The sequence below is a fragment of the Paraburkholderia sp. BR14312 genome (genome assembly GCF_040948675.1).
Lineage (GTDB): Bacteria > Pseudomonadota > Gammaproteobacteria > Burkholderiales > Burkholderiaceae > Paraburkholderia > Paraburkholderia nodosa_A.
This window is the reverse complement of sequence record NZ_JBFPKI010000015.1, coordinates 214,248-235,607: the sequence shown is the minus strand read 5'-3', so window position 1 is coordinate 235,607 and position 21,360 is coordinate 214,248. Positions and strand designations below refer to the sequence as shown.

General features: G+C 65.3%; 22 protein-coding genes. 5 read left to right on the top strand and 17 right to left on the bottom strand.

What is annotated here, in order from left to right:
- Positions 1–45: 45 nt before the first annotated feature.
- From AB3X98_RS35130 to AB3X98_RS35095, 8 genes are all read right to left on the bottom strand, one after another.
- Complete coding sequence (locus AB3X98_RS35130; RefSeq protein WP_368606503.1) at positions 46–1,050, bottom strand: ABC transporter permease; 1,005 nt, start codon at positions 1,048–1,050, stop codon at positions 46–48.
- On the bottom strand, positions 1,047–2,585 hold the full coding sequence (locus AB3X98_RS35125; protein ID WP_368606517.1) for a sugar ABC transporter ATP-binding protein: 1,539 nt from the start codon (positions 2,583–2,585) through the stop codon (positions 1,047–1,049). Before AB3X98_RS35125 ends, AB3X98_RS35130 begins: the two co-directional genes overlap by 4 nt.
- Before the next feature lie 82 nt (positions 2,586–2,667).
- Entirely contained in the window at positions 2,668–3,783 is a 1,116-nt protein-coding gene (locus AB3X98_RS35120; RefSeq protein WP_368606504.1) for a sugar ABC transporter substrate-binding protein, read from the bottom strand.
- 124 nt (positions 3,784–3,907) lie between these two features.
- Positions 3,908–4,543, bottom strand: coding sequence for a class II aldolase/adducin family protein (locus AB3X98_RS35115; RefSeq protein ID WP_342946120.1), 636 nt, complete (start codon positions 4,541–4,543; stop codon positions 3,908–3,910).
- A 71-nt stretch (positions 4,544–4,614) separates the two neighbouring features.
- A complete protein-coding gene (gene mtnA, locus AB3X98_RS35110) occupies positions 4,615–5,691 on the bottom strand; it encodes an S-methyl-5-thioribose-1-phosphate isomerase (RefSeq protein WP_368606505.1) in 1,077 nt (358 codons plus the stop codon).
- A 60-nt stretch (positions 5,692–5,751) separates the two neighbouring features.
- On the bottom strand, positions 5,752–7,011 hold the full coding sequence (mtnK, locus tag AB3X98_RS35105) for an S-methyl-5-thioribose kinase (RefSeq protein ID WP_368606506.1): 1,260 nt from the start codon (positions 7,009–7,011) through the stop codon (positions 5,752–5,754).
- A gap of 36 nt (positions 7,012–7,047) precedes the next feature.
- A complete protein-coding gene (locus AB3X98_RS35100) occupies positions 7,048–7,803 on the bottom strand; it encodes a GntR family transcriptional regulator (RefSeq protein WP_368606507.1) in 756 nt (251 codons plus the stop codon).
- A gap of 84 nt (positions 7,804–7,887) precedes the next feature.
- Positions 7,888–8,568, bottom strand: a complete 681-nt coding sequence (locus AB3X98_RS35095) for a MarC family protein (protein WP_342946116.1) — start codon at positions 8,566–8,568, stop codon at positions 7,888–7,890.
- 183 nt (positions 8,569–8,751) lie between these two features.
- On the opposite strand from AB3X98_RS35095, the gene AB3X98_RS35090 reads away from it, so the two are divergent.
- Entirely contained in the window at positions 8,752–9,855 is a 1,104-nt protein-coding gene (locus AB3X98_RS35090; protein WP_368606508.1) for a serine hydrolase, read from the top strand.
- A 22-nt stretch (positions 9,856–9,877) separates the two neighbouring features.
- On the opposite strand, the gene AB3X98_RS35085 is transcribed toward AB3X98_RS35090, so the two are convergent.
- The 3 genes from AB3X98_RS35085 to AB3X98_RS35075 form a co-directional block, all read right to left on the bottom strand.
- Positions 9,878–10,495, bottom strand: a complete 618-nt coding sequence (locus tag AB3X98_RS35085; RefSeq protein WP_133186972.1) for a histidine phosphatase family protein — start codon at positions 10,493–10,495, stop codon at positions 9,878–9,880.
- A gap of 178 nt (positions 10,496–10,673) precedes the next feature.
- Positions 10,674–10,997 carry a hypothetical protein gene (locus AB3X98_RS35080; protein WP_368606509.1) on the bottom strand — a complete coding sequence of 108 codons (324 nt, stop codon included), beginning with the start codon at positions 10,995–10,997 and terminating at the stop codon, positions 10,674–10,676.
- Between the two features lie 147 nt (positions 10,998–11,144).
- Entirely contained in the window at positions 11,145–11,576 is a 432-nt protein-coding gene (locus AB3X98_RS35075; RefSeq protein ID WP_368606510.1) for a hypothetical protein, read from the bottom strand.
- A 30-nt stretch (positions 11,577–11,606) separates the two neighbouring features.
- Between AB3X98_RS35075 and AB3X98_RS35070 the strand changes: the two genes are divergently transcribed.
- Positions 11,607–12,026, top strand: coding sequence for a response regulator transcription factor (locus AB3X98_RS35070; protein ID WP_368606511.1), 420 nt, complete (start codon positions 11,607–11,609; stop codon positions 12,024–12,026).
- A 98-nt stretch (positions 12,027–12,124) separates the two neighbouring features.
- Here the strand turns inward: AB3X98_RS35070 and AB3X98_RS35065 are convergent, their stop codons facing one another.
- From AB3X98_RS35065 to cyoA, 5 genes are all read right to left on the bottom strand, one after another.
- Positions 12,125–12,322 (bottom strand): CsbD family protein, encoded by a 198-nt coding sequence (locus AB3X98_RS35065; protein ID WP_069261918.1) that lies wholly within the window; start codon positions 12,320–12,322, stop codon positions 12,125–12,127.
- Between the two features lie 104 nt (positions 12,323–12,426).
- Positions 12,427–12,801, bottom strand: coding sequence for a cytochrome o ubiquinol oxidase subunit IV (cyoD, locus tag AB3X98_RS35060; RefSeq protein WP_368606512.1), 375 nt, complete (start codon positions 12,799–12,801; stop codon positions 12,427–12,429).
- The gene (cyoC, locus tag AB3X98_RS35055) at positions 12,798–13,415 is read right to left on the bottom strand and encodes a cytochrome o ubiquinol oxidase subunit III (RefSeq protein ID WP_368606513.1); all 618 of its coding nucleotides are present in this window, start codon (positions 13,413–13,415) and stop codon (positions 12,798–12,800) included. The genes cyoD and cyoC overlap by 4 nt, the downstream gene beginning before the upstream one ends.
- Before the next feature lie 3 nt (positions 13,416–13,418).
- Positions 13,419–15,428 carry a cytochrome o ubiquinol oxidase subunit I gene (cyoB, locus tag AB3X98_RS35050; protein ID WP_342946109.1) on the bottom strand — a complete coding sequence of 670 codons (2,010 nt, stop codon included), beginning with the start codon at positions 15,426–15,428 and terminating at the stop codon, positions 13,419–13,421.
- A gap of 7 nt (positions 15,429–15,435) precedes the next feature.
- Positions 15,436–16,470, bottom strand: a complete 1,035-nt coding sequence (gene cyoA / locus AB3X98_RS35045; protein ID WP_368606514.1) for a ubiquinol oxidase subunit II — start codon at positions 16,468–16,470, stop codon at positions 15,436–15,438.
- A 172-nt stretch (positions 16,471–16,642) separates the two neighbouring features.
- On the opposite strand from cyoA, the gene AB3X98_RS35040 reads away from it, so the two are divergent.
- The 3 genes from AB3X98_RS35040 (at position 16,643) to AB3X98_RS35030 (ending at position 20,023) form a co-directional block, all read left to right on the top strand.
- Positions 16,643–18,037 carry a PLP-dependent aminotransferase family protein gene (locus tag AB3X98_RS35040; protein WP_368606515.1) on the top strand — a complete coding sequence of 465 codons (1,395 nt, stop codon included), beginning with the start codon at positions 16,643–16,645 and terminating at the stop codon, positions 18,035–18,037.
- Between the two features lie 197 nt (positions 18,038–18,234).
- Positions 18,235–19,131: a fructose bisphosphate aldolase gene (locus AB3X98_RS35035; protein ID WP_342946106.1), complete on the top strand. Its 897-nt coding sequence runs from the start codon at positions 18,235–18,237 to the stop codon at positions 19,129–19,131.
- Between the two features lie 154 nt (positions 19,132–19,285).
- A complete protein-coding gene (locus AB3X98_RS35030; protein ID WP_368610382.1) occupies positions 19,286–20,023 on the top strand; it encodes a transglycosylase SLT domain-containing protein in 738 nt (245 codons plus the stop codon).
- Positions 20,024–20,235: 212 nt separating this feature from the next.
- On the opposite strand, the gene AB3X98_RS35025 is transcribed toward AB3X98_RS35030, so the two are convergent.
- Positions 20,236–21,186 carry a ProQ/FINO family protein gene (locus tag AB3X98_RS35025; RefSeq protein WP_069261924.1) on the bottom strand — a complete coding sequence of 317 codons (951 nt, stop codon included), beginning with the start codon at positions 21,184–21,186 and terminating at the stop codon, positions 20,236–20,238.
- Between the last annotated feature and the right edge of the window lie 174 nt (positions 21,187–21,360).

Below are 21,360 nucleotides of genomic sequence, written 5' to 3'. Positions count from 1 at the left end.
AGTAATGGGTGGCGTTCGCACCACCGCTCACGTTGACTTCTCCGTTCAAAGCTTGCGCCGTTGGCTCAGCGCGTCGAGCAAGACGGCCGCGAGAATCACGCCGCCCTGGATGAACTGCGTCCAGAACGGATTGACGCCGAGCAGCGAGAGCCCGACATTGATTACGCCGATCAGCACGACGCCAATGAACGTGCCGACGATCGAGCCGCGCCCGCCCGCGAGCGAGGTGCCGCCGATCACGACGCCTGCGATCACCTGCAGCTCCAGCCCGTTGGCCGCCGACGGCAACGCCGAATTGAGCCGCCCCGCGAGGACGATGCCCGCGATGGCAGCGGTCACGCCCGCTAACATGTAGGTAAGAAAGATCACGCGGCTCACCGGAATGCCCGCGAGCCGCGCCGCTTCCTTGTTGCCCCCCACGGCGAACACCTGGTGGCCGAATTCGGTCTTGCGCAGCAACACGTGGCCAATGACGAATACGGCCAGCATCACGAGCATCGGCGCGGGCAGGCCCGCAAACGTCTTCGCACCGAACGCGGTAAACACGGCGGGGAAGTCGAATTTCGTGCGCCCGTCCGAAATCGCGAGCGTAAGGCCGCGCCCCATTGCCATCATCGCGAGCGTGACGATGAACGGCACGAGCCGCAGCCACGCAATGCCAAAGCCGTTGAGCGCGCCCACCGCCGCGCCGGTGACGAGCGCGATCACGAGCCCTGCTACGCCGAGCCCGACCGCGTCCGGGCTCGCGCCGGCCATGACAGTCGCGGCCACCATGCCGCTCAGCGCGACGAGCGAGCCCACGGAAAGGTCGATGCCCGAGGTGATGATCACAAACGTGCCGCCCACTGCCGCGATGCCGACCACGGACACCTGCACCATGATGTTGGTGAGCGTGCTCGTGGTGAGAAATTCGGGCGACGCCAGCGAGAGCGCGATACAGATCAGCACGAGCGCCGCAATGAGCGGCCCCAGGCCGCTGCGCAGCTGGCGCAGCACGCGCTGTTGCAGGGTTGGTGTTTCTTCACGCGGTCGAACCGTGGTGGACGTCATGCTGCAACTCCGGTGGTAGCCCATTGAATGATCGTCTCCGAGCTCGCGTGCTCACGCGCGACTTCGCCGACGATGCTGCCGCGATACATCACGAGCACGCGGTCCGACATGCCGAGCAGTTCGGGCAGTTCGGAGCTCACGAGCACGACGGCCGCGCCCGCGCGCGCCATCGCGACGATATGTGCATAGATCTCGGTCTTAGCGCCGACGTCGATGCCGCGCGTGGGCTCGTCGAGCAGGATCACAGCCGGCGAGGTCGCGCTCGCGCGCCCGAGAATCACCTTCTGCTGATTGCCGCCCGAAAGGTTGCCGGTGAGCGACGTGACCGAAGGCGCGCGCACCGCGAAGCGCTCGACCGCCTCGCGCGCGAGGCGGCGCTTTCTCGCCGCGCTCACGAAGCCGCCGCGCACCAGCGCCCGCAGGCTCGAAAGCGCGACGTTTTCTTCGATGCTCGCGTCGAGCACGAGCCCTTCGAGCTTGCGGTCCTCGGCGGTGTAGACAATGCCCGCGCGCATGCCTTGCGCGGGCGAGCGCAGCGCGAGCCTGCGCCCGCGCAGCCGCAGTTCGCCACGGGTAAGCGGGAGCGCGCCGCAAAGCGTCTTCAAAAGCTCGGTGCGCCCCGCGCCCGCAATGCCACCGATGCCCACGATCTCGCCCGCGCGAATGCTGAAACTCGCGTCGCGCAGCACGGGCTCGCTCGCCACGTTGTGCGCTTCCAGCACGACGTCGCCATAGGGCCGCGCCTCCCACGGATAGAACGAGTCGAGATTGCGCGCGACCATTGCCTGAACGAGCGCCGGTTCGTTCCACTCCGGCATGGGCCGCGCGCCGACCGTCGCGCCGTCGCGCATCACCACGGCCGAATCGGCCAGTTCGAACACCTCTTCGAGATGGTGCGAGATGAAGATGATGCCCATGCCCGCCGCCCGCAGGCGCCGCACGACGGCGTAGAGATGCTCGATGTCGTGATGCTGGAGCGCGGCCGTGGGCTCGTCCATCACGAGTATGCGGGCGTCGCGCGCGAGCGCCTTGGCGACCTCCACGAGTTGACGCTTGTTGAGCGGCAGATCACCGAGGCGCATGGCGGGTGGCACGCCTTCCAGCCCGACCTGGGACAGCGCCTCGCGCGCCATGGCGTTGGCGCTGCGATGATCGACGAGGCCATAGCGCCGCGGCATGCGGCCAAGAAAGAGGTTTTCGGCCACCGTCATGTCGTTGACGAGCGAAAGCTCCTGATAGATCACGGCCACGCCCGCGTCGATTGCGGCCTGGGTGCCGCGCGCGAGTCGTACGCCGTCGATCTCGATCGTGCCTTCGTCCGGCTCGTAAGCCCCCGAGAGCGTCTTGATGAGCGACGACTTGCCCGCGCCATTCTCGCCGACGATCGCCATCACGTGCCCCGCGTGCAACTCGAGGCTCACGCCTCGCAGCGCCTTCACGCCGGGAAAGCTCTTCACGATGCCGTTCATGCGCAACAGCGGCGGCGCGTCTGTGCTGCCGCCCGCGCTGTTGTTCGCCTGCTGCGATACGTCCATTGCCGAACCTGATTCGCGTTTCATCCGTTCATCCCTGGCGCCGGCGCACGCGTCACGCGCGGCCGGCGCTTAAGACCGCCCGTTACTGCTTGACTTCGAGCGCCCACAGACCGTATTGCTTCACGCCGTCCGAATCGATATTCGACTTGTCGATCAGATAGGTCGGCCACGCGTAATTCGAGGGCACGTCCTTCTTCGCCTCGTAGTCGGTAATGAACGTCATCGCCTTGGCGGACATGCCGATCGGGTTCTGCGAGATCGTCGCGTCCTGCTTGCCCGCACGGATCGCAGACAGCGCCTGCGCCGTGCCGTCCGCGCCGATCACCATGATGTGGGCGGGGTCGCCGAGCGGCTTGTAGCGGCCCGCATTGTCAATGGCTTTTTCCGCGCCCACCGTGTTGTCGTCGTTCGCGCCGAATACCGCGTCGATCTGCGGATACTTCTGCAGAATGCTCGTCATCGCGTTGAGCGACTTCTCCTGGTCGAAGCCACCTTCCTGACGCGCGACGACCTTGATGTCGGGATACTTCGCGATCTCCTCCGAGAAGCCCTTCTCGCGATCGGTCGCCGCCGTCGTGCCGATGAGGCCGATCAGATCGACCACGTTGCCCTTGGGCGAGCCATAACGCTTGCTCAACTGGTCGGCGATCCACTTTGCGCCGGTGGCGCCAAGCGCTACGTTATCCGAAGCAACGAACGAGGTTACCTTGCCGCCGTCCGAGCCGCGGTCGAGCATGAAGACCGGCACGTTCATCGAATTGGCCTTCTCGACCGCCGGGATGATCGCCTTCGAATCGATCGGGTTGAGCACGATCGCCTGCACGCCCTGGCTCAGCAGATTGAGCGTGTCGTTGACCTGCTGCTGCGCGTCGCCGTTCGCGTTCGTTTGCACGAGATCGAAGCCCTGCTTATCCGCGCCGCGCTCCACACCATTCTTCAAGCCGACGAAGAACGCGTTATTGAGCGTGGCGATCGAAAAGCCTACCTTGATCTTCGTGACTGCCGGCGCCGCGGCCGCGGCCTGCGCCGGTGCACTCGCCGCGGCGGCGTCGGACGCAGCCGCGCTGGTCGAAGGCGACTCGCTCTTCGAGCAGCCTGCCAGCATTGCCGCGGCGGCGAACATCGTCACGCCGGCCGTAGCTCCCATGCGCGCGCTGCGCGCCACCCAACTGTCGAACCCTGCTGAACTCCACGCCATCACCGTCTCCTGTCTTTGATCTGCTGGTTTTTGACTGACCTGCGAACCGCCAACCGACTGCGTAATCGTTTGTACCGCGTGTGTTTTGCAATGCAACGACTGCCTGGACGCGCGCGAGCGCGTATTACTTGCGCGGGCCGTAGCCCTTGAACTTCTCGATGACTTCCTCCATTTGCGCGTCGGAAAGCAGCGGCGGCTCGCCGAGCTGGCAGGCCAGCAAATATTGCTTTGCGAGCACCTCCACTTCGTTCGCCAGCCACAACGCCCGCGCGAGATCGCGCCCGAGCGCGATGACGCCGTGATGCGCGAGCAGGCACGCGAGCCGCTCGTGCAGCGCTTCGAGCGCGTGATCGGAGAGCGCCTGGCTGCCGAAAGTCGCGTACGGCGCGCAGCGAATCGAATTGCCGCCCGCCGCGGCCACCATGTAGTGATGCGCGGGTATGCCGCGACTGTGAATTGCGAGCGCCGTCGCGGCTTGTGAATGCGTATGGACCACGGCGTTCACGTCGGCGCGCGCGCGCAGGATGTCGCGATGAAAACGCCACTCCGACGAGGGGCGTTGCGCTTCGAAGAGCGGATCGTCGTCGCGCACGTCGAGCGGCATCCAGACGATGCGCTCGCGTGTGAGCGCGGCGCTCGGCACGCCGCTCGGGGTAACCAGAAGTCCGTCATGCCAGCGCGCGCTCACGTTGCCCGAGGTGCCCTGATTGATGCCGAGACGCTCCATTTCGCGCGCGGTATCGACGATCTGCTGGCGCATTTCGGTTTCCGCCCGCACATCGCGCGCACGTTCCGCCGTTTCGCCCGCACGACGCCCTTCGCTCGCGCCGCTCACGCTGCGGCTCCGTTAGCGAAGAGTGCGGCAAGGCTCTCCTCGAACGGCGCGCGCACGATGCCGCGCTCCGTCACGATGCCGGTCACGAGTGTATGGGGCGTGACATCGAACGCGGGGTTGCGCACCTGAATGCCTTCAGGCGCGGTGCGCTGTCCCGCGAGATGCGTCACTTCCGCCGCTCCGCGCTCCTCGATCACGATGTCCGCGCCGCTGGGGGTGCGCAGATCCAGCGTGGACGAAGGACACGCCACATAAAACGGAATGCCGAAATGCTTCGCCGCGATCGCCACGCCGAGCGTGCCGATCTTGTTCGCGACGTCGCCGTTCGCGGCCACGCGATCGGTGCCGACGATCACGAGATCGATGAGCCCCTGGGCCATCAGGGTCGGCGCCATACTGTCGGTGATCAGCGTGACGTCGAGCCCCGCTTGCTGCAGTTCGTAAGCGGTGAGCCGCGCGCCTTGCAGGAGCGGCCGCGTCTCGTCTGCGTAGACGCGAAACGCGACGCCGTCGCGGTGCGCGCAATAGAGGGGCGCAGTCGCCGTGCCGATACCCGCCGTAGCCAGTGCACCGGCATTGCAGTGCGTGAGCACGCCGCTGCCGGGTGCGATGAGCGCACGTCCGGCTTCGCCGATCCGCGCGCACAATTCGATATCTTCTTGATGAATGCGCTTAGCCTCGGCAACGAGCGCTTCATAAAGCGCGGCGCCCGTCGCACCGGACTCGGCGCGTGCGCGCGAGAGCATCCGCTCCAGCGCCCAACGCAAATTCACAGCAGTGGGCCGCGCGCTGTCCAGAAACGCGGCGTGCGCTTCGAGACGCGCGAGGAACGTATCGCGCGGATCGGTTGGCTCGTGCCGCATCGCCACACACAGGCCATAGGCGGCCGCCACACCGATCGCAGGCGCGCCGCGAACGCGCAGCTCGTGTATCGCGCGCCAGACCGCCTCGACACTGCCCACGGCTTCGACCACACATTCGCGCGGCAAACGCGTCTGGTCGAGCAGATAAAGGGTGCCGTCGCGCCACTCGATGGTGGGCGGAAGACTCGATTGTTGCGCCTGCAACGTCATACGTTCTCCGTCGATGCCGGTTGTCCGGGCTCTGCCGCTCATACGGCAGCCTGTGTTCGATTACGCCGGTTCGATGAGCACCTGAGCGGCCAGCGCGGTAACCGCCTCGATCGACGCCAGCTCGCGCCGCCCGACCAGCAGCGCTTCGGCGAGCTTCAGGCAGCGCACTTCCACGCGCGCGCGCACCGTATCGTCCTCGATACTCGTAATTTCCGCCACCTTCGCCATGCCGACGATGCGGCGGATCATCTTGCAGCCCGCAAAGCCGAGCGTGTCGGCGAAGAGGCGTTTGATGAAATCGTCGCGGAAGGCCTCCGCCGCACGCGTGCCCGCCGGCCCGCCAATATACGCGTGGCCGGTCTCGCGCTCGTGCAGCCGCCAGGTCTGCGCAAACTTCTTCGCGAAGGCGTTCCACACAGCCTCGACCTGTTCGAGCAGCCAGCCCTGGTAGGCGGCCGGGTCGCGTCCCGTCTCGCGGTCGTGCCAGTCGCGCGCGTAATACGCGAGCAGCAGGTTCGCAATGAACGCGCCCGTGTCGAAGCCCATCGGCCCATAGAACGCGAACTCGGGATCGATCACATACGTCTCATGCTCGTTCGCCATGATCGAGCCGGTATGCAGGTCGCCGTGCACGAGCGTTTCCGCATGGTTCATAAAGGCCCACTTCATCTCGCCTGCCGCGAGCCTCAGCGGCTCGTGCGTGCGCAGCCGTTCGATTGCAGCAACCGGCAGCGCGGGGCTGTAGACATTCGAGGGATGATCTTCGAACGGAAACGTGAAGACGAGTTCCTCGGTAATCTTGCACAATTCCGTGTTGATGTCGCCGCCGACGGCCGCTTTCTTGGCATCCGGCGCCAGATAGAGATCGGACCCGTGAAAGAGCGTGCGGGCCAGAAACGTGGAAATGTGATCGGCGAGCCGCGGATATACGATGCCGTCTATCAGCCCCCCGCGCAGCACGCGATGCGAATCGAGCCGCTGCATCACCATCAGGAACTTCTCGCTATCCGCGTGAAAGACGCTCGGCACGTGCTCGGGGCACAACGCGCCGAAGCGGCGCAACGCCGCCACTTCGCGCTCCATGCGCTCGCGCGGCAAGGGCCACGTTTCGCCAACCAGCCGCAGGTACGGCGGCGCCTGCTTCACGACGACGCTCAAGCGCGGGTCACGCGTGCTGCTCACGAAGTAGACGTAGTTCAGGTTGCCGTCGCCCACTTCGACGACCTGCAATTCCCTGTCGTCGCCAAGCCTTGCACAAACGGCCGGAATGCCCAGCAGATACTCGGTCAATTCGGCAGAGCTGAAAGCTTCGAAGTGCATACGTTCTTCCTGTCCGGAAATGGGCCGCTGGCCCGCCTAACGTCGCTTGCGCACGAGATCGAACTTGAAAATGCTGGCGTTGTAGTAGTCGTTGCTGTAGCAGACCGCGCGGCCGGTCTCGTCGAAATCCACTTCGTCGATCAGCAGGAACATGCCGATGTTCTCCTGCAATTCCGGCAAATCCCGCGGGGTGAGAACGGTCGGCTGGATCGAACTATGGGTGTGGGAGAGCCGAACGCCCGCGCGCTCCAGCGTGCCGAACAGCGACTCGCCCAGTTCCTGCCCTTCGAGCAGCGCCCTGGGCACGATGTCGATGCAGTAAGCGGCGATTGCATCGTCGGCGCGCCGCACGCGCTCGAAGCGCACGCAGGGTTCGCCTTCGGCGATGCCGAGCTTTTGCGCGAGGCTGCCGGAAGCCGCGATCGTCCGCACCTGCAGACGGCTCGTGGAAGGCACTGCACCAACACTGCGTATCATGTCCGTCACAGACATCAGATCATCCAGACCGCCTTGCAGCTTGAGCGTGATTTGTCTGACGAAGGTCCCCTTGCCGTGCACGCGGGTGAGCAGACCGTGGGAAATCATCTGCGCGACCGCCTCCCGCAGGCTCGAGCGGCCCACGCCCAACAGCTCGCAAAGTTCGGGCTCCGGGGGGATTTGATCGCCCGGCTTGAGCGAGCGCTCGCGGATCATTTCCAGCAGCGAATCCTGGATTCGCTCGCACATCGACTGATCGACGCTCAGGCGCATGGCTTCCGCAAGATTGCGTGGGTTGGCGACATTGGGCTCCAATCTACATCAGACGTCTGATGTTATGGGCTCGTGGTTTTCCCTTTCATGCGGCGCAACACATCGAGAAGTGTGGGGCGCGCTGCGCTATTTGACGCTCACCGAAAGCGGCACCGACTCGAGCAGATCCTCGATCCCGAGCCACAAGATCTGCAGGCCGATGCACAGCAGCACAAACGCGAGCAAGCGCATGAGCACTTCGGTCCCGACCGGTCCGAGCCGCTTGCCGACATGCCCCGCGAAGCGCACACACAGATAGATGCAGCCGCAAAGAACGACCAGGGCGAGCAGCACGCCGACGACATTGACGAGTTGCACGTGACCGCGCGGCCGACCCGTACCAAGCGCAATCGCGACCGCAATCGACCCCGGTCCGACAGTGACCGGCAGCGTGAGCGGATAAAACGCCATGGCGCGCAGCGTCGCCTGGCGCGCCGAATCCGGCGGCGCCTGCGAGTGTGCCGCCTCCGCGCCTTCGCGCGATTTGTGAAGCAGGTTCCAGCCGGCGAACGCGATGACCAGCCCGCCCGCAACCCGCAACACGGGTATCGATATGCCGAAGAACGAGAGCACATAGGCGCCCATGAGCAGCGCCCCGAGCAGAATGAACAGGCTGTTGATGGCAATGATCCGCGCGAGAAATGCGCGTTCGCCGGCCGTCGCATGCGGCAGCATGCTCAGCACGATGAACCCCGCCGCGGGCGGATTGATCACGGGAAAGAGTCCCGCGAAGACGAGCAGGAAGGTGTCGGAGAGTTGATTGAGCATCCCTGTTCCCCCTTGGCATGACGGAGTATACGGACCCGCTCGCCGCCCGTTCAATACGACGATGATCCCACTGAATGACGATTATGGAACCGGAATGGAACTTCATCGGTCGATCCCGCTCGAACAATGCCGCCAAAATCTCGACGCGCACAGCGCAGACCCAACGTTCAAGCCCATCCGTCGATGCCTTTCGCTTCCCGACTTCGATTGCTGCCCAGCCTGCTCGCCCTGATTGTCGCGGCCCTCGCGGCAGGCGCGGTTCCAGCCAGCGCCCATGCCGCCGCTCATCGCAGCGTGGCCGAAAGAACCCACCACGCAACGGCCACGAAGAAGAAGAGAGTCGCGCACAAGACGAAGCCCGCGCATCGTTCGATGCCCGCCGATGCGCCCTCCACCAAACTCTCCGGGCCGAAGCGCCGCACCAAACGCGCGAAGCCCAGACATGGGCCGCCGCCCGCGCCGCAACACGCCGTGCACGCGAGCGCCAAAAACGCGCACGCTCCTCGCCTGCTCGCCCGCTGCGGCTTTACGCCGGCGTCGCGCAAGCAGCTCTTTTCGCATGCCGTCTACGTTGTGGACGAAAACACCCACACGCCGCTCTACGCGCGCCATGCCGACACGGTGGCGCCCATCGCATCGGTGTCGAAGCTCATGACGGCCATCGTCTGGCTCGATAGTGCGCATGCGCCCCTGCAACAGCGGCTCTCAGTCACGGCCGCCGATCTCGACACGCTCAAATTCACGCATTCGCGCCTCGGCGTGGGCGCGTCGCTCACGCGCGCGAACATGCTGCACGTTGCGCTGATGTCGTCGGAAAACCGTGCGGCTTCGGCGCTCAGCCGCGATTATCCAGGCGGCCAGCCTGCGTTTATCGCGGCAATGAACGCGAAAGCGCAGCGCCTCGGCATGAAGCACACGCATTTCGTCAACGCGACGGGACTCTCGCCGCAGAACGTTTCAACCGCGCGCGAACTGGCGAGCCTCGTGCGCGCAGCCGATGGCTACCCGCTCATTCGCCGCTATTCGATCGATCATGAGGAACGCATGGCCACTGGCCAGGGGCAGTTGCAGTATGTGAACAGCAATCGTCTGGTGCGCTACGGGCAGGTCCGCGCGAGCGTGCAGAAAACCGGCTTCATCAACGAGGCCGGCCACAATATGGTGATGCGCGTGATGGTGCACGGCCGGCGGCCCGTGATCGTCACAATGCTAGGGAGCGCCACGCCCGAGGGTTCTCGTCTGGACGGCGTGCGCATCGCGCACTGGCTGTCGTGCTCCTTGCGCTGAGCGCGCGCGCGTCAGGAATTCTTTACATCAACGCCCTGCGCTCGCCGAGCGCATTCCAGCGGCGGATGGCGCGGCTTTCGTGGTCGAAGCCGAGAATGCTCACCGAAGCCGTGTCGAGATACAGATGCTCGCCGAGCGCCGCCGAACCGGAAGCCCAGCAGCCCCCCAACGCGCGCAGGAAATGCGCGTGTGAAAAGAGTGCCACGCGGCCCCGCATGGCCAGCAGGCCCTCGATTACCGACGCCGCCCGCGCCTGAACCCGCGCGAGATCCTCGCCATGCGCGATGGGCGAATGCCACACGCTCCAGTCAGGTTCGGTCTTGCGGATATCCGCTGTCTTGAGACCTTCGTAAATCCCGTAGTCCCACTCGTGCAAGTCGGCCGAAATCGTCATCTGATCGCCGAGGCCCGCGAGCTGGCAGGTCTCGATGGCCCGCGCCATCGGGCTGCAAAGCACCGCGTCGAAGTGCTGTGCGGCGAGCGACGGCGCCAGCGAGCGCGCCTGCTCGCGTCCGTGACCGGTGAGCGCGATATCGGTGCGGCCGGTGTGCTGCCCGGAGAGGCTCCATTCCGTTTCACCATGACGGATCAACCAGACTTCGCGCAGTCCGGAGGACACACTGGCAGGATTGGCAGACATCGGGAGCTCCACGTTCGTGCCCCGCGCGGAACACACGGGATGCCTGCAGCATACCTGTTCTGAGGGCTTTTCGCCGTGCCGCTATCCTCCTGTTGCACATGGCAAAATGAAGGCAGATCGAAAGCGACGAGGCTGTCATGCCGCGCCGCTATTTATTTGCACTCCGTAGTAATGTGATTCAGAAAAGATGCGAGATGCCAGGCACGGCAAGCGTTTGCGAAGAATGCGGGGTCGTGACGGAAATGCCGGGCCAGCTCATCATCGCCTGGCCGTGGTTCTTCAGATAACCCGCACGCGCGTAAAGGCTCGTGCGCTTCGATATCTGATGATCGTAGCCAAGCTCCACACCCAGCGTCTCGTCGCTAACGCCGTGAATGTTGCGCTGAATACCGGCGATCTGGATCGCGTCGAACGAGGTGGCCTGAATCGTCGCGCCAACCTCCGTGACGTTATACGCATTCGCGGTGCCGAGCGCAGCAGCGAGTGAATGCGACGGTGGCATTTTCGGCCTCGCATACGAATAGTTCGCCTGCAGCCGCCGTTGTTCAGGTACTGGAAAAACGTGTCGGCCACGCCGTAGAGCGTCACGCTCGTCTGGGCGCAAGCGGCGCTCGCGGCCATTGCGAACGTCGCGCCCATCACACCCTGGCTAATCAGCTTCAAACGCATGCATGTCTCCTCTTCTATTGTCGGTATCCGCTCGTTGGCGGAATGGATTGCACTGCGAATTACCAGGAACCCGGCCGAGATAATCTTTCGGTCGAATCGGGCACGCGGATGTCAGCGCGCCCCGCGGCCCTCCTTTGTGGGCTGCAGCCACAGAAAGCCCGCCACGGGCGATGCGCGTCGAAACGTTGCGCCTGAGCAGCGCGTGCGAGAGCGTGGCCAGCGCGAACCCGACCGGCACCTGCAAAAGCACCTGGAGACCGAACAGCCAGCCTGCGCGTGCGGGCGGCAAGCCCAGTCCGAGGCGGAAATACACGGGCATCCACGTGATGCCGCAGGCGACGACTGCATAGCCCGCGAACGACTGGAACAAGACGGTCAGCACCGTGGCGCTGCCGAAGTGCGAGCGCAGCACACGCCAGCCGGGCGTGACCGCGCGCTGCGCATGGCGAGCCACGAAGGCTTCGTGCGCGCGTTCCTCGATGAAGGTGAAGCATTGATGCGCCTGCTTGGCGCATGGGCCGAGCGCCGTCCCACGCAAATCGGCTCACTTGGCGTGGTGCCCGCGTTCGTCGCGCAGTTGCTGGACGGCGTGGCGTCCGCCCGCGCGCGCATGGCGGGCTCAACGGGTGCCGCCGATCTTTCGCCCTACGCCGCGGACTCTCCCGCCGACGCGCTCACGGCGCGCGAACTGGACATGCTAAGGATGCTTTCGGCCGGCCACCGCAACCGCGTGATCGCGGAGAAGCTGTTCGTCTCCGAGCTGACGGTGAAGTCGCATCTTCGCAAGATCAACGCCAAGCTCGGCGCGGGCAATCGTACCCAGGCAGTCGCCATCGGCCGTGCGAAAGGGCTGATTCCTTGATTGTGGATCTCGTCGGCCTGAGCGCCGAACGCGCCACGCGCGGACAGCATGACGCCGCCCCTTTCGAGGCGGCGGCGCGGTGGGTTAGCGATCGTTTATCAGTGATGGCGCTTCGTGTCCTTCTCCACGTCCTTTGCGGCCTCCTTCATGTCACCAACGTTCTTGCGTGCCTGGCCAGCACCCTGCTGGAGGTCCCCCTTCACTTCGCGCGCCGGGTTGTCGGTTGCGCGGCCTACGGCCTCATTGACCTTGCCCTTCATCTTTTCAGCCGTGCCCTTCACCTGGTCCTTGTTCATGGTCACACTCCACGTAAAAGCGACGGTGTGTCGCGACGCTTCACAGAGCGCATGCACCGTGCCCGCGGTTCCGGCGCCCGTATTCGGGGACGCAACGTCACACGTCAGTCGTGCGCCATGGCGCGGTCGATCGAGATCTGCGTGGGCATCATGTTGACGTTTGCGTTGTGCATGACCCACAGCGAAAGCCCGACGATCACCGCGATCAGGAACGCCGTGCAGATGAAGATGCCCGTGTTGGCGCGCTGGCTGCGCGATGCGCCGATATGCAGGAAATACACGAGTTGCACGATGAGCTGCGCGATACAGAGCACGACGATGGCCGCAAGCCCGAAGGCCGGCGAAACGACTCGAAACATCACCACGCCGAACGACGCGAGCGTCAGCACGAGCGAGAGCACCGTGCCGATCATGTAGCCCTTGAAACTGCCGTGCGACGCGTCATGCACGGCGTGGTGGGTGGCATGGGACTGGCTCACAGGAAACCTCGCAGGTAAACAAACGTAAATACACAGATCCACACGAGATCGAGAAAGTGCCAAAAGAGGCTCAGGCAGGCGAGGCGGCGGCGGATCGTACCGGTCAGACCGAACTTGAAGGTCTGGTGCATCATGATCGCGATCCACAACAGACCCGCCGTGACGTGCAGCCCGTGCGTGCCGACCAGTGTGAAGTACGCCGAAAGGTAGGCGCTCGTGCCGGGCCCCGCCCCATCGGCGATGAGCTTGGCGAACTCGTTCACCTCCATCGCGACGAAGCCCGCCCCGAACAGGAACGTGACGGCGAGCCACACGATCACCTGGCCGCGCCGCTGCGCGTAGAGATTCAGCATGGCCATGCCGAAGGTGACGCTGCTCGCAAGCAGCAGCAGCGTTTCACCGAGCACGTAGGGCAGTTCGAATAGTTCCTTCGCGCCCGGACCGCCTGCCGTCGCATTCGCGAGCACGCCGAACGTGGCGAAGAGCGTCGCGAAGATGAGGCAGTCGCTCATCAGGTAGATCCAGAAGCCCAGCGTGGTTCTGGTGCTGTCGTCGTGATCGTGACCATGAGCATGAGCATGACCATGGGCGTGAGTAGTAGCAGCGTGAGCCATGGTTTATGCCATCTCCTCGATGTGCTCGGATTGATCGAAACGCTGGATGCCGAGTTGCCTGAAGCGCGCGTTCTCGATGCGCTCGACCTCGGCGGCCGGAACCCAGTAATCCACGTCCTGGTTGTACGTGCGCGCGATGAACGTGACGATCATGCCGATGAGTCCCGCCGCCGCGAACAGCCACATGTGCCACACGATCGCAAAGCCGAACAGCAGGCTGAACGCGGCGATGATGAAGCCCGCGCCGGTGTTGCGCGGCATATGAATGTCCTCGTACTTCGCCGGCTGCACGTAGGCGCGGCCCGCTTCCTTGTTGTCCCAGTGCTGCTCCGTCGAAGTGATCTCCGGCAGCACGGCGAAGTTGTAGAACGGCGCAGGCGAAGCGGTCGACCACTCGAGGCTGCGGCCATCCCACGGGTCGCCGGTCACGTCGCGGTTGGCCTCGCGATCGCGCAGGCTCACCACGATCTGCACGATGAACGAGAGAATGCCGAGGCCCACGAACACCGCGCCCACGAGCGCCACCACGAGCCACGGATGCCACTCGGCCACCTCATAATGATTCATGCGGCGCGTCATGCCTTCGAAGCCGAGGATGTAGAGCGGCGTGAACGCGAGCCAGTAGCCAATCAGCCAGCACCAGAACGACACCTTGCCCCAGAACTCGTTGAGCGTGAAGCCGAACACCTTGGGGAACCAGAAGCTCACGCCCGCCAGACAGCCGAATACCACCCCGCCGATGATCACGTTATGGAAGTGCGCAACGAGAAAGAGCGAGTTGTGCAGCACGAAGTCCGCGCCCGGCACGGCCAGCAGCACGCCGGTCATGCCGCCCACGGCGAACGTCACCATGAAGCCGATGGTCCAGAGCGTGGCGCTGTGATAGCGGATGCGCCCGCGATACATCGTGAAGAGCCAGTTGAAGAGCTTCACGCCGGTCGGGATCGAAATGACCGTGGTCATGATGCCGAAGAACGCATTGACGTTCGCGCCCGAGCCCATCGTGAAGAAGTGGTGCAGCCACACGAAGAACGAGAGGATGCCGATCGACGACGTGGCGTAGACCATCGACTTGTAGCCGAACAGCGGCTTGCCCGAGAACGTCGCGATGATTTCCGAGTACGCACCGAACGCAGGCAGGATGAGGATGTAGACCTCCGGGTGACCCCAGACCCAGATCAGGTTGATGTACATCATCGCGTTGCCGCCCAGCTCGTTCGTGAAGAAGTGCATGTCGAAGTAGCGGTCCATCGTGAGCAGCGCGAGCGTGGCGGTGAGCACCGGGAACACCGCGACGATCAGGATGTTGGTGATGAACGCCGTCCACACGAACACCGGCATCTGCATCATCTTCATGCCCGGCGCGCGCATGCGCAGGATCGTGACGATGAAGTTGATGCCCGAGAGCGTGGTGCCGAGACCCGATAGCTGCAGCGACCATATGTAGTAGTCCATACCGACTGTCGGACTATAGCCAAGCTCCGATAGCGGCGGATACGCCACCCAGCCCGTGGCCGCGAAATCGCCCACGAACATGGAGACCATCACGAGCACCGCGCCCACGACCGAAAGCCAGAAGGAGAGCGAGTTGACGAACGGATAGGCCACGTCGCGCGCGCCGATCTGCAGGGGCACGACCACGTTCATCAAGCCGAGAATGAGCGGCGTCGCCACGAAGAAGATCATGATGACGCCGTGCGCCGTGAAGATCTGGTCGTAGTGATGCGGCGGCAGATAGCCCGCGGCGTCGCCATACGCGAGCGCCTGTTGCGCGCGCATCATGATCGCATCGGCGAAACCGCGCAGCAGCATGACGACCGCGAGAATGATGTACATGACACCGATGCGCTTGTGATCGACCGACGTGATCCACTCGCGCCACAAATAGCCCCACTTGCCCGCGATCGTGATCGCGGCGAGCAAGGCGAGGCCGCCGAGCGCCACGACGGCGCCCGTGCCCATGATGATCGGCTCGTGCCAGGGAACGGCGTCGAGCGTGAGTTTTCCGAACATGGTGTGATTACTCCGCTGCCAGGATGGCGCTACGGTTGAGCGTGAGCGCCGGGGCGCCTGTGCCAGGGACTGCGCTGGGGGCTGTGCCCGGGACCGCGGGGACCGTGCCGCAAATCGGGTTGCCGTGCACGTCCCGCATGTATTTGCCGACCACGCCGTCGAACAGGCCCGGCGCGACGTTCGAATAGAGCGTCACTGGGGTCTTTTCGCCGGGCAACGCGAGCTGTTCGTAGGCCGCCCGGCTCAGCATCGTGGGCGATGCCTTCGCCTGCGCGATCCAGGCGTCGAAGTCGGCGCGGCTCTTGGCCAGCGTTTCGAAATGCATGTCGGAGAAGCCCGGGCCGCTGAATGCCGCCGACCGGCCCGCATAGATGCCGGGCTCGTTCGCGATGAGATGCAGCTTCGTCTGCATGGCCGGCATCGCATACACCTGACTGCCCAGCTGCGGGATGAAGAACGAATTCATCAGCGACTCGGCGGTGAGGTTGAACTCGACGGGCGTATCCACGGGAATCGCCAGCTGGTTCACAGAGGCCACGCCGTAATCCGGATAGATGAAGAGCCACTTCCAGTTGAGCGCAACCACGTCCACGCGCACGGGTTTCGTCTGCGATTCGATCGGGCGATACGGGTCGAGTGAATGCGTCGTGCGCCAGATCAGCACGGCGAGCGTGAGCACGATCACGCAGGGAATCGTCCACACCACCACTTCGATGACCGTGGAATGCGACCAGCGCGGCGCGTAAGTCGCGTTCGGGTTGGAGGCGCGATAGCGCCACGCGAACCATAACGTGAGCACGATCACGGGGATCACGACGAGCAGCATCAAGCCGAGCGCGATCAGGATCAGATTCTTTTCCTGCACGCCGATTTCGCCCTTCGGGGCGAGCAGCGCCATGTTGCAGCCGCTGAGCAGCACGAGCGGGATGCCCGCCGCGCCGAGAGCGGCGCGCCGCAGAAAGCGGGTAATGCGGAGTGGACGTGATGAAGAAGGCGGGCCGGCGGTAGCGGCCCGCCCCGAGCGAGGGTCTGGATTGCGCATGTCTGGTTCCAAGGTTGACGTTCGCGCAAACCCATCCATACGTGCTCACTCTGCTGCCGCACGAGCGGCCTTGGAGGGCCGCCGCAGAAGCCATACATAGCCTATATGTATGGATTTACGCGCTTCATGCACGCATGCTAGAGTAAGACATGACGCATACATCCGCGACAGAATGACACACGACCAACCTGCTGAAAGCGCCGGAGATATCAATGCATGGGCCACGGCGATGCAGTCCGGCAACGGCCCGCGCTACCTGCGGCTCGCCGATTTCATCGAAGCCGCGGTGGCGCATGGCACGCTGCGCCCCGGCGAGCGCGTGCCCGCGCAGCGCAGTCTCGCCAACCTGCTTGCGGTCGATCTCACCACCGTCACGCGCGGCTTCAACGAAGCCCGGCGGCGCGGCCTGATCGAGGCGCGCGGGCCGCTGGGCACCTTCATCGCCGCGCCGCGCGCCGAGTTGCTCCAACGCGTGGACCTCAGCATGAACATCCCGCCTGCGCCCGCCGACCTCGACATGAACGCGCTGCTGCGCGAAGGCATGGCGCGCGTGCTGGTGCGCAGCGACGCCGATCTGCTCATGACTTACCACATGGGCGGCGGCGGCCGCGCCGACTGGCAGGCGGGCGCGAAGTGGCTGCAGCCCGTGCTCGGCCACGTGGCGCCCGATCGCGTGGTGGTCTGTCCCGGCGCGCAGGCGGCGCTGGCCGCGCTGATCCTCGCCTTCACGCAGCCGGGCGAGGTCATCCTCGCCGAGCCGCTGCTCTATCCGGGCATGCCGCACGCGGCGGCACAACTGGGCCGCCGCATCGCCCCCGTTGCCGTGGATGACCACGGCATGCGCCCCGACGCGCTCGAAGCGGCTTGCCGCAAGCACGCGGCGCGTTTCATCTACGTGAACCCCACGTTGCAGAACCCGACGACGGCGACCATGCCGGAGCCACGCCGCCTGGAAATCCTGCGGGTGGCGCAGCGCTGCGGCGCGTTGATCGTCGAAGACGATCCTTACTGGCGTTTCGCGCCCGATGCGCCAGCGCCATTTGCCCGGCTCGCGCCCGCTCAGGTCTGCTATCTCGCGACGCTTTCCAAGACGCTCTCGCCCGGCCTGCGCACGGCTTATCTCGCGCTGCCCGACGAAGACGCGCGCACCCGCCTCGTGACCGCGCTGCGCACGTTCTCGCTGATGGCCGCGCCGCTCACCAACGCGCTCGCCACACACTGGATCGAGGAAGGCGTGGCCGAGCAGATCTTCGCGGACGTGAAGGCCGAAGCGCGCGAGCGCCAGCGCATCGCGGCGCATACGCTGGGATCGTCGGCGGGCGCGGGCATTCACCTCTGGTACACGCTGCCCCGCTACTGGCAGGCGCGCGAGCTGGCCGCGGCCGCGAGCACCGAAGGCCTCGCCGTGGCGCCCTCCACGGCTTTCCAGCAAGGCCCGGAGACCGCGAACGCGATCCGCATTTCTCTGGGCGCGACGGGCGGGCGCGAACAATTGCAGGCCGCGCTGCGCAAGCTCTCGGCGCTGCTCGCGAACGACCGCAGCGCGCAGGCGCAAGTCATCGTGTGACGGCGCTTGCCGCGATCTTCCCTGGCACCGTAATTGCTGCGGTGTATCGTTTCCCCTGCTTCAGCGCGGCTGCGCGGCCATGCCCACATAATGGCAAAGACGCGGCGCAGCGGCGCAAGTACACTCGTCGCAGCAGGCGGCGACCCGATTCGAGTAACCGCGCCCGCAAGGGCGCCCCAAATACGGGAGATACGACGATGGCAAACGAGCAAATGCTTGCGCAGATGCGCGACAAACCGGGCTTCATCGCCGCGCTGGATCAGAGCGGCGGTTCGACGCCTGGCGCGCTGCGCCAGTACGGCATCCCCGAAAGCGCGTATAGCGGCGACGCCGAAATGTTTCGCCTCATCCACGAAATGCGGGTGCGCATCGTCAGCGCCCCCGCATTCACGGGCGAGAAGGTAATCGGCGCGATCCTGTTCGAGGCGACCATGGACGGCCAGGCGCAAGGCAAGCCGGTGCCCGACTTCCTCTGGAACGAACGCCGCGTCGTGCCCTTCCTCAAGGTCGACAAGGGGCTGGAGGCCGAGTCCGACGGCGTGCGCCTCATGAAGCCGATTCCGGGCCTGGACGCCCTGCTCGAACGTGCGGTGACGGCCGGCATTTTCGGCACCAAGATGCGCTCGGTGATCGAGCACGCTTCGCCTTCCGGCATCGCTTCCATCGCCGCGCAGCAGTTCGCATTCGGCGCGCAGATTTCCGCGCACGGACTCGTGCCGATCCTCGAGCCCGAAGTCTCCATCAAGGCCCCCGACAAGGCCAAGGCCGAGAAGCTGTTGCGCGACGAACTGCTCAAAGGGCTCGACGCGCTGCCCGCCTCGCAGAACGTGATGATCAAGCTCACGATTCCCGATACGCCCGACTTCTACCTGCCGCTCATCGAACATCCGCGCGTGGTGCGCGTGGTGGCGCTCTCGGGCGGCTACTCGCGTACTGACGCGTGCGAGCGTCTCGCCAAAAACCATCGCATGATTGCAAGCTTTTCGCGCGCGCTGATCAACGACCTCACGAAGTCGATGAGCGACGCCGAGTTCGATGCCGCGCTCGCCGCGAGCATCGACGAAATCTGGAAGGCTTCGGTGCGGAAGGACTGAACCCGGCCTGAACTCGGCCTCAAGCCGCGCCGGGCGCCGGGCGCCGCGCCCGGCACGACACCGGTCAGGGATGTGAAAACGGGATGACACGCAGCCGGCCTCATTAATCGGGGCCGGTTATACTTGCGCCTTCTTTTTCTCCTATGCACCGGCCATGAGGCAGTTCCTCTGCCTGCTCGTCCTGTTGCCGGGCCTCGTGCAGACCGCGGCCGCGCAGGCGCAGCAGCAGGCGCCCGCTAGCGACGTCGTCGGCGCATCGGCTGCGAGCGAGGTTGCTCCCGCAAGCTCCAGCGCCATGTCCGGCGCGGTTTCGAAATACCTCACGCAAAAGTTCGGTATCGCGAAAGGGAAAGCGGCGCAAATCTCGCAAGCCGTCACGGGCGCCGCCGAGAAATATTCGCTGCCGCCCGCGGTGCTGCTCGCCATCATCTCGATCGAGTCGCGCTTTCGCGAGAAGGCGCACGGCGCGAATGGCGCGACCGGACTCATGCAGGTCGTGCCGTCGGCGCATCGCAATCTCCTGCGCAACAAGGATCTCACCGACCCCGAGGTCAACATCGACGTGGGCTCGTCGATCCTCTATGGCTACCAGCGGGCTGCCGGCGGCGACCTCAATGCCGCGATGAAGAACTATGGCGGATCGAAGGCCTATGCGGAAAAGATCCGCACGCGCGCCGTGGAGTTCAGCCGGGTGCTCGACACCGCTAGCACGCCGGCCGCGAGCGATGCGCGGGCGAGCGTCGGGCTGGCGGCATCGGCGGCTTCCGCCTTTGCGGCTGCGGCGGCAACGGCCGCGATCGGCGCATCCGGCCCTGCCGCTGCACCCTCCGCGACATCGGCGGCCTCCGCGCAGGCTGCCGCGCAAGGCACCGCTTCGGCCAGCGCGCGCTAACACTGCTACCTGCTTCGCTCAGGCTGCCTCGCGTGCGATCGGCGGCCATGCGATGCGCATCGAAAGCACCCGAGTTCCCGATACGAAGGCCGACGTGCGCGCCGAAGGTTGCGCGCGCATCGATCGGCAGCGCCTCGCCAGACGTGCGAACGCCCTCGCGCGGCGGTGCCGCGAGAGGGGCGTTTCGACGAGGGAACTTCCGGCGCGCGGGCTCAGGCGCCGCTTGCGGGCGTCTCGCCGTTTTCCGGTTGCTGTACCGCGGCTTCCGGCGCGCTGGACGGGCCTTGCGGCTCTACGCTCTGGGCTTCGAGCTGGGGCGCGGGTTCGGTCTTCGCCTCGGCCTTGGCTTCTGTCTTGACCTCCGGCTGGGCGTTGCCCTCTTCGCGCGCCTTGGCTTGCGCCTCGGCCTTGGCCTTCTGACGCGCCAGCGCCGCATTTGCGCGGCCGACGTGCGACGGGTCGATGCCCGGACCTTCCGAAGCCGTGCCGTCGAGTTCGTAGCGCGAGCCGCCTGCGGCCACGCGCTCGTGATAGCGCGGATGGTTCACATGGCGCTTGAGCACGGCGACGATCATCGTGCGCTCGTACTCGGGGTGACGCGCGACGAGGTCCTCGGCCACGCCGATCTTGAGCGGCAAACGGTCGCGGAAAGCCGGATAGTGCTTCGCGAACACATTCCAGACCGTGTTCAGCTGGCGATTGCGCTCGATGCGCGCCTTTTCGGCCTCGCTCAGATTCGCGGCCGGCGGCTGCTGGGGACGCGCCGGACGGCGGCGTTGCTGCTGCCCGGAACGCTCGGCCGCCTCAGGTCCGCGGGCCGGCTTCGGCTGCTGCGGCCGGCGCGGTTGCTGCGCGCGCTGCCCCTGCTCACCTTGATTCTGCTCCTGCGCTCGCGCGCCCTGAGGCCGGCCATGGCGCGAGCGCGCACGCTCGTCCTTGCCGCCGGCTGCGCCAGCAGCCGCCGAACCCTCTCTCGGCGCACGCGGGCCCTTCGGGGCGTGCGAGCCGCCATGGCCCTTCGCGCCCTTGTGAGCGGGCTTGCCTTGCGATTTTTGCGCCTGTTCTTCGGCTGGCTGGCCTGAGCCGCCCCCCATGCTCTTCTTGATCTCAAGAAGACCTTCCTTGAAGCTCAGGGTACGGCGTTGTTGCGATGCGGCTTTCACGTCCAGATCTCTTCCATATGGAACCGGACGCTATGATACCGAAAACACGGCCGATCCAACCGGGCAATCGTTTGTTGCGCCCCGTTTCGCGTCCGCCGTCGTGTGCCGCGCCACACCGCGACTGCACGCGGCGCGCGGCAAAATCCCTCGATTTCATGCATCGACACCTTGCGC